The 7,749-nt window shown below is 74.3% G+C and carries 8 protein-coding genes; 7 read left to right on the top strand and 1 reads right to left on the bottom strand.

Annotation, left to right across the window (positions count from 1 at the left end; all coding sequences use genetic code 11):
• The coding region (gene odhB / locus K1J50_RS18030; protein WP_220119143.1) for a 2-oxoglutarate dehydrogenase complex dihydrolipoyllysine-residue succinyltransferase at positions 1 to 985 on the top strand (985 nt) is incomplete at its 5' end.
• 483 nt (positions 986 to 1,468) lie between these two features.
• Positions 1,469 to 1,864: an HNH endonuclease signature motif containing protein gene (locus K1J50_RS18035; protein ID WP_220119144.1), complete on the top strand. Its 396-nt coding sequence runs from the start codon at positions 1,469 to 1,471 to the stop codon at positions 1,862 to 1,864.
• Here K1J50_RS18035 and K1J50_RS18040 read toward each other — a convergent pair.
• Entirely contained in the window at positions 1,861 to 2,841 is a 981-nt protein-coding gene (locus K1J50_RS18040; RefSeq protein ID WP_220119145.1) for a tripartite tricarboxylate transporter substrate binding protein, read from the bottom strand. The genes K1J50_RS18035 and K1J50_RS18040 overlap by 4 nt on opposite strands.
• Positions 2,842 to 3,079: 238 nt before the next feature.
• Here K1J50_RS18040 and lpdA point away from each other — a divergent pair, with 238 nt between their 5' ends.
• From lpdA to K1J50_RS18065, 5 genes are all read left to right on the top strand, one after another.
• Positions 3,080 to 4,471 carry a dihydrolipoyl dehydrogenase gene (gene lpdA / locus K1J50_RS18045; RefSeq protein ID WP_220119146.1) on the top strand — a complete coding sequence of 464 codons (1,392 nt, stop codon included), beginning with the start codon at positions 3,080 to 3,082 and terminating at the stop codon, positions 4,469 to 4,471.
• A 30-nt stretch (positions 4,472 to 4,501) separates the two neighbouring features.
• The gene (locus K1J50_RS18050; protein ID WP_220119147.1) at positions 4,502 to 5,584 is read left to right on the top strand and encodes a DNA adenine methylase; all 1,083 of its coding nucleotides are present in this window, start codon (positions 4,502 to 4,504) and stop codon (positions 5,582 to 5,584) included.
• Positions 5,581 to 5,865: a PGPGW domain-containing protein gene (locus K1J50_RS18055; RefSeq protein ID WP_220119148.1), complete on the top strand. Its 285-nt coding sequence runs from the start codon at positions 5,581 to 5,583 to the stop codon at positions 5,863 to 5,865. Before K1J50_RS18050 ends, K1J50_RS18055 begins: the two co-directional genes overlap by 4 nt.
• A 135-nt stretch (positions 5,866 to 6,000) precedes the next feature.
• Positions 6,001 to 6,420, top strand: coding sequence for a PadR family transcriptional regulator (locus K1J50_RS18060; RefSeq protein WP_255575447.1), 420 nt, complete (start codon positions 6,001 to 6,003; stop codon positions 6,418 to 6,420).
• Positions 6,421 to 6,429: 9 nt separating this feature from the next.
• A partial coding sequence (locus tag K1J50_RS18065) for an FAD-dependent oxidoreductase (RefSeq protein WP_220119149.1) occupies positions 6,430 to 7,749 on the top strand: 1,320 nt, incomplete at its 3' end.

Here is a 7,749-nt window from a genome sequence, read left to right on the forward strand (position 1 = left end):
GGCCCCGGCCGCGGCGCCCGCCCCGGCCGCCGCCGCGCCGGCGCGCCCGCAGCTCGAGGTGCCGCGCGTGCCGGCCGGCCCCGTCGCGCGGCCCGGCGAGCACGCGCCCATGCCCGCCGCCGCCCGGCTGATGGCGGAGACCCGCGTCACCTCGGAGCAGATCGGCCCCGGCACCGGCAAGGACGGGCGCATCACCAAGGGCGACGTGCTCGCCTACCTGCAGCGCGTCGCCGCCGCGCCGCAGGCGCCCGCCCCCGCCGCGAAGCCGGCGCCGCGCCCGCTCGAGGAGGGCGAGGAGCGCGTGCGCATGACGCGCCTGCGCCAGACCATCGCGCGCCGCCTGAAGGAGGCGCAGAACACCGCCGCCATGCTCACCACCTTCAACGAGGCGGACATGTCGGCGGTGATGGCGCTGCGCAACGAGTACCGCGAGGCGTTCGAGAAGCGCCACGGCGTGCGGCTCGGCTTCATGTCCTTCTTCGTCAAGGCCTGCGTCGCCGCGCTGAAGGAGTTCCCCGCCGTCAACGCCGAGATCGAGGGCGAGGACATCATCTACAAGAACTTCGTGCACATGGGCATCGCGGTGGGCGGGCCCTCCGGCCTCGTCGTGCCGGTGCTGCGCCACGCCGACCGCATGAGCTTCGCCGAGATCGAGAAGCGCATCGCCGATTTCGGCAAACGCGCGCGCGACGGCGCGCTGAAGCTGGAGGAGCTTTCGGGCGGCACTTTCACCATCACCAACGGCGGCATCTACGGCAGCCTGCTCAGCACCCCGATCCTCAACCCGCCGCAGTCCGGCATCCTCGGGATGCACAAGATCCAGGACCGGCCGGTGGCGGTGGGCGGCAAGATCGAGGTGCGGCCGATGATGTATCTCGCCCTCACCTACGACCACCGCATCGTGGACGGCAAGGAGGCGGTGAGCTTCCTCGTGCGGGTGAAGGAGGCGGTCGAGGACCCGCGGCGGCTGATGCTCGATCTGTGATCCGGGCCGGGCGATGGCGGAGCGGCGGCGTCCTCGGGTCCTGACCTGGGACACGGGGCAGCGCCTGTCCGCGGCCGAGTTCGCGGCGGCGCTGCGGAAGGTCCGGCTGACGCCGGCGCGGAGGCGCCTGCTCGCGGCCTACGCCGCCAACCCCGGGGGCTGACGGCCCCCGAGCTCGGCCGGTTGCTCGCGCCTTCCGCGGCCAGGCCCGTCGCCGTCGGCAATGCGGCCAATGCGAACCTCGCGCGGGGCTTCGCGGCGGCGCTCGGCTTCAGGCAAGGGCGGCGGAAGACCGTGTGGGTAGGCGTCACGTTCCAATGGGACGAGGGGTGGCACCCGCTCGGCCACCTGGTCTTGAGCCCGGTCCCGAATCTGCAGCGGGCGCTGGAGCGGGACGCGGGGCCCTGGGGCGACGCCTGGCGCCGGGGCAAGGGCGAAGGGCGTCGCAAACCGCGGGGCCCCGAGAAAGAGCCGCTGGGGCGCATGGTGACGCGTCTGAGGCGGGACTGGCAGCAGGAGTTCCGCACGCGCCTGCTCGAGCTCTATGGCGGATGCTGCGCCGTGACGCGATGCCCGGTCGCAGAGGTCCTGGAAGCCTGCCACATAGACCGCTACGCCGAGCGCCCGAGCCACGCCCACGACAACGGCCCGGTGCTGCGCGCCGACCTGCACCGCCTGTTCGACGCCGGCCTCGCGCTCCTGGAGGAGCGTAAGGGCCGCCTCGTCTTCCGCGTGCATCCCGACCTCGAGGACCGGACGTACCGGAATCTCGACGGCCGGCCTGTCCATGAGCCTTCCGAAGACAGGCCGGACCGCGCGCGCGTGCGCCGCCACGCGGCGGAGGCCCGGCGGCGCGGGGCCTGGCCACAACGGCTCTAGTCGATGCTGAGGCCGAGCCGCGTCACCATCCGCTGCTCGTATTCCGCCCGCTCGCGCGCGAACCGCGTGTAGTCCGCCGGCCCGAGATACTCGTCCGGCATGTCGTTGCGCGCCATGAACTCCTGTACCCGCGGATGCGCTTGGGTCTTGCGGAAGAGCTGGTGCAGCCGCTCCACGATCTCCGGGTCCATGCCCTTCGGCCCGGCGATGCCGTAGGGCGAGGTCACCACCATCCCGTAGCCGAGCTCGAGCAGGGTCGGCGCCTCCGGGAAGGCGCGCAGCCGCTCCCGCGTCCAGACCGCGAGCAGCCGCATCTGCCCCGCCTCCACGTTCGGCGCCCAGGCGTTGGAGTTGGCGATGCAGTCGATCTGGCGCGCGAGCAGCGCGGTGATGTTCTCGGAAGTCCCGCGGAAGGGCACGTGCGTCATCCGCACGCCCTCCTTCTCGCACAGCTCCTCCATCGCCAGGTGGTTGCTCGTGGCGATGCCGGAGGTGCCGTAGGTGAGCTGCCCCGGGCGCCGCCGCGCCTCCGCCCACATGTCGGCGAGCGTGTTCCACCCGGAGGCCGGATGCACCACGTGGCCGAACACGAATCCCGACTGCTGCATGATGTAGGTGAAGTCGTCCACCGGGTGCCAGGTCGGCCGCTTCGTCAGGAAGGGGTGGCGGATCACCGAGAGGTGGTGGTGGGCGATGGTGTAGCCGTCCGGCCGCGCCTGGGAGACGAGGAACTGCGCCGCCAGCGTGCCGCGCGCGCCGGGCCGGTTCTCGATCACCAGCGGCTGGCCGGTCTCCTGCTGGAACAGCTCGGCCTGCAGGCGCATGAAGCCGTCGAGCACGCCGCCCGGCGCCCAGGGGATCAGGAACCGCACCGGGCGGTTCGGGAACCGTCCCTGCCCGATCGCAGGGCGGGCGAGCGTCGCGGTGGCCAGTGCCGCGCCCAGGGCGGCGCGGCGGCCGATGGTGGCCATGGTCATGGTCGTTCCCCTTCGCGGCCGGCTCCGGGCGACCCGGAGGATCGGCCGTCGGCGTCATGCTCCGCTCCCGCCGCGCCCGGCGCAAGCCGCTCGTGCGGGTCGGGGCGCGCGATCCTCCCGCCGGGCGGCGGGCGTCGCGGTCGGCGCACGCCGCGCTGCGCCGGCGGGCCGCACGCTTGATCCGCGGCGCCGCGCGGGCCACTGTCCGGCCGCGTTCCTGGCCAGGATACCCCTTCGCATGCCCGATTCCTTCGACGTGATCGTCATCGGCGCCGGTCCCGGCGGCTATGTCTGCGCGCTGCGCGCCGCCCAGCTCGGCATGAAGGTCGCCTGCGTGGAGAAGCGGGAGACGCTCGGCGGCACCTGCCTCAACATCGGCTGCATCCCCTCCAAGGCGCTGCTGCAGTCCTCCGAGCGGTACGAGGAGGCGCGGCATAGGCTCGCGGACCACGGCATCGGCGTCGCCGGCGTGACGCTCGACCTCGGCCGCATGCAGGCGCGCAAGGCGGAGGTGGTGAGCGCCAACGTGCGCGGGGTGGAGTTCCTCTTCCGCAAGAACAAGGTCGCCTGGCTGAAGGGCGAGGGCCGCATCCTCGGCCCCGGCAGGGTCGCCGTGAACGGCGAGGAATACGCGGCACGGCACATCGTCATCGCCACCGGCAGCGAGAGCATCCCGCTCCCCGGCGTCGCGGTGGACGAGCGGGTGATCGTCACCTCCACCGGCGGGCTGGAGCTCGACCGTGTGCCGCAGCACCTGGTGGTGATCGGCGGCGGCTACATCGGGCTCGAACTCGGCAGCGTCTGGCGCCGCCTCGGCGCGCAGGTGACGGTGGTGGAGTTCCTCGACCGCATCGTGCCGGGGATGGACGCCGAGATCGGCAAGGCGTTCGAGCGCATCCTCGCCCGGCAGGGCATGAGGTTCCGCCTGAGGACGAAGGTCACCGGCGCGCGCAAGGGCAACGAGGGCGTCACCCTGGCGCTCGAGCCGGCGGAGGGCGGGCCGGCGGAGGAGATCCGGGCCGATGTCGTGCTGGTCGCGATCGGCCGCCGGCCCTACGTCGACGGCCTCGGCCTGGAGGCGGCCGGGGTCGCGCTCGACGAGCGCGGGCGCGTCCGCACCGACGGGCGCTTCGCCACCAGCGTGCCGGGAATCTGGGCGATCGGCGACTGCATCGCCGGCCCGATGCTCGCGCACAAGGCGGAGGAGGAGGGGGTGGCGGTGGCCGAGATCATCGCCGGCCAGGCCGGGCACGTGAACTACGAGGCGATCCCCGGCGTCGTGTACACCTGGCCCGAGGTCGCCGCGGTCGGCCGCACCGAGGAGCAGCTCAAGGCCGAGGGCATCGCCTACAAGGTCGGCCGGTTCCCCTTCACCGCCAACGGCCGCGCCCGCGCCATGGGCGAGACGGACGGCTTCGTCAAGCTGCTGGCCGATGCGGCGACCGACCGCCTGCTCGGCGCGCACATCATCGGCCCCGACGCCGGCACGCTGATCGCCGAGCTCGCGCTGGCCATCGAGTTCGGCGCCAGCGCCGAGGACGTCGCGCGCACCAGCCACGCGCACCCCTCGTTGAACGAGGCGGTGAAGGAGGCGGCTCTGGCGGTGGACGGGCGGGCGCTGCACATCTGAGGTGCCGCGCCGGCGGCCGGGGCGCGGGCGGTGATCAAGTACATCGGCTCCAAGCGCGCGCTCCTGCCGCACATCCTGCGCGCGATCGGCGCCGTCCTGCCGCCGGGCGGGGCGGTGGCCGACCTGTTCTCCGGCACGGCGCGCGTCGGGCACGCGCTGAAGGCCGCCGGCTATCGGGTGCACGCCAACGACCACAACGCCTACGCCCACGCCATCGCCACCTGCTACGTGCAGGCCGACGCCGAGCGCTGGGCGGAGCCGGCGCGGCGCATCCTCGCCGACCTGCAACGCCTGCCCGGCCGTCCCGGCTACGTGACCGAGACCTTCTGCCGGCGCGCGCGCTTCTTCCACCCGAGGAACGGGGAGCGGATCGACGCGATCCGCGAGGCGATCGCGGCGCTCTCCGCCGAGCCGGAGCTGGAGGCGGTGCTGCTCACCGCGCTGCTGGAGGCCGCCGACCGCGTGGATTCCACCGCCGGCCTGCAGATGGCCTACATGAAGAGGTGGGCGCCGCGGGCGCTGAACGATCTCGAGCTGCGCCTGCCGCGCCTCCTCCCGCGCCCCGCCGCCGGGCCCTGCCTCGCCACCTGCGCCGACGCCGAGCGCATCGCGGCGCATGTCGAGGCCGATCTCGCCTATCTCGACCCGCCCTACAACCAGCACTCCTACCTGCGCAACTACCACGTCTGGGAGACCATCGTCCGCTGGGACAAGCCCGAGGTGTACGGGGTCGCGTGCAAGCGCGCCGACTGCCGCAGCCGCGTCAGCGCCTTCAACGGCCGCCGCAGCATCGGCCCGGCGCTCGCCCGCGTGGTCGGCGCGCTGCGCTGCCGCGCCCTGCTTGTCTCCTTCAACGACGAGGGCCATCTCTCGCGCGCGGAGATGGAGGCGATCCTGAGCGCGCGCGGCGGCCACCTGCAGGTGATGGAGATCCCGCACGTCCGTTACGTCGGCGCGAAGATCGGCATCCACAACCCGCGCGGCGAGCGCGTCGGCACGGTGGGCCGGCTGCGCAACGTCGAGTATCTCTACCTGCTGACCGACCGGCCGGTGCCCCGGCTCGCCGTGGCGGCAGCCCGTCCGCCGGTCGCCGCGGAGGCCCGCACGGCATGATGGAGTATCGTCCGTCCCTGAGGCGCAAGGTGTTCGGCTGGTCGCTGCTCGGCCTCGGCGTGCTCGGCTCCGTCCTGCCGGTCCTGCAGGGGGCGCTGTTCATCGCCCTCGGCCTGTTCGTGCTGCGCCACCAGTATCATTGGGCCCATCGCGGCATGGCCTGGGCCCAGGCCCGCTGGCCGCGCCAGGTCGAAGCGGTCGAGGCGCTGGAGGCCCGGCTGGTGCGGCGCGTCCGCCGCTGGCAGGCGCAGGCCCGCGCGCTGCTGTCCGGCCGCGCCTGATCCCCTTCTTGGGGGGGCCGCCCTGGGGGCGGAATGCCGCTCCCCGGGGGAGGGACGGCGCCGCGGCTGCGGGGTCCTGCCGGGCACATACATCGTCCCTTGACATATCGAGGGAAGAGGCATCATTCTTCCTTCATGTGCCGGGCCGCGTCCCCCTCGCCGCGCGTGGACTACCGCTCCCGTGCCTATTGGGCCGGGACGATCAAGATGGGCCTGTCCAAATTCTTCCTGCTGCGCGCCCTGCACGACGGCCCGATGCACGGCTACGACCTCGCCCGCGCCGTCGCGCGCATGACGGGCGGCTGCTGCTCGCCCTCCGAGGGCGCGCTCTATCCGGTGCTGCGGGAGTTCGAGGAAGGCGGCTACGTCACCGGCGAGGACCAGGTGGTCCAGGGCCGCCGCCGCCGCGTCTATGCGCTGACCGAGGCGGGCCGCGAGGCCTTCCGCGTCGCCCTCGCCGCCTGGCTGGAGGCGACCGACGCCCTCCGCGACTGCTGCCGCGGCTTCGCGACCGCCGCGGCCCCCTCCCGCTGCACGCCCGATCGCGAGGACTGACACCGCGCCATGCCCGATAGCCCCGCTCCCCGCCGCCTCCCCGTCGCCGTGATCGGCGCCGGGCCGGTCGGCCTCGCCGCCGCCGCGCATCTGCTCGCCCGCGGCCTGGAGCCGCTGATCCTCGAGGCGGGGCCGGAGCCGGGTCACGCCGTGCGCGCCTGGAGCCATGTGCGCATGTTCTCGCCCTGGCGCTTCAACATCGACGCCGCCGCCCGCGCCCTGCTCGAGCCGACCGGCTGGCGCGCGCCGCCGCCGGACGAACACCCGACGGGGGCGGAACTGCACGCGCGCTACCTCGCCCCGCTCGCCGCGCATCCCGCGATCGCCGCGCGGCTGCGGCGGAACGCGCGCGTCCTCGGGGTCGCGCGCCGCCACCACGACCGGATGCGCGACGGCCGCCGCGCCGCCGCGCCCTTCGTCCTGCAGGTCGCCGCCGCGGACGGCGCAGTGGAGGAGATCCTGGCAGACGCGGTGCTGGACTGCTCCGGCACCTGGTTCACCCCCGCCCCGGCCGGCGCGCACGGCCTGCCCGCGCCCGGAGAGGCCGCGGCGGCGCGCGAGGGGCTGCTCGCCTACGGCATTCCGGACGTGCTCGGCGCCGCCCGCGCCCACTATGCCGGACGGACGACGCTCGTCGTCGGCGGCGGGCATTCGGCGATGAACGCGGTCCTCGACCTCGTGCGCCTCGCCCGGACGGCGCCCGGCACGCGCGTGCTGTGGGCCTTCCGCCGGCCGCTCGCGGCGGTGAATTTCGGCGGCGGCGCGGCGGACGCCCTGCGGGCGCGCGGCGAACTGGGCGAGCAGGCGCGCCGGCTGGTCGAATCGGGCGCGGTCACGCCGCTCGCCCCGTTCCTCGTCGAGCGCATCGCGCGCGACGCGGACGGCACGCTGCGCGTCACCGGCGCGGGGGAGGGGGATGCGGCGCCGCGCACCGTGCGCGCCGAGCGGGTGATCGTCGCCACCGGGTTCCGTCCCGACCTCTCCTTCCTCGGCGAGCTGCGCCTCGCCCTCGACCCGTCGCTGCAGACCACGCCGGCGCTGGCGCCGCTGATAGATCCGAACCTCCACGCCTGCGGCACGGTGCGCCCGCACGGCTGGGCGGCGCTCGCGCATCCGGAGGAGCCCGGCTTCTTCGCCGCCGGCATGAAGAGCTACGGCCGCGCGCCGACCTTCCTGCTCGCCACCGGCTACGAGCAGGTGCGCTCCCTTGCCGCCCACCTCGCCGGCGACGAGGCGGCGGCCAGGGCGGTGATGCTGGAGCTGCCCGCGACCGGCGTCTGCTCCGCCGCATCCGCGCCGGAGCCCGTCGGCGCCGGCGGCTGCTGCGCG

The sequence above is a fragment of the Caldovatus aquaticus genome (assembly GCF_019458025.1).
GTDB classification, from domain to species: Bacteria; Pseudomonadota; Alphaproteobacteria; order Acetobacterales; family Acetobacteraceae; genus Caldovatus; species Caldovatus aquaticus.

Bases quoted from the DNA above. Each gene is read 5' to 3' on its own strand.
- lpdA (WP_220119146.1), top strand. From the start codon at position 3,080: ATGCCCGATTCCTTCGACGTGATCGTCATCGGCGCCGGTCCCGGCGGC.
- K1J50_RS18035 (WP_220119144.1), top strand. From the start codon at position 1,469: ATGGTGACGCGTCTGAGGCGGGACTGGCAGCAGGAGTTCCGCACGCGC.
- K1J50_RS18060 (WP_255575447.1), top strand. From the start codon at position 6,001: ATGTGCCGGGCCGCGTCCCCCTCGCCGCGCGTGGACTACCGCTCCCGT.
- K1J50_RS18040 (WP_220119145.1), bottom strand. From the start codon at position 2,841: ATGACCATGGCCACCATCGGCCGCCGCGCCGCCCTGGGCGCGGCACTG.
- K1J50_RS18055 (WP_220119148.1), top strand. From the start codon at position 5,581: ATGATGGAGTATCGTCCGTCCCTGAGGCGCAAGGTGTTCGGCTGGTCG.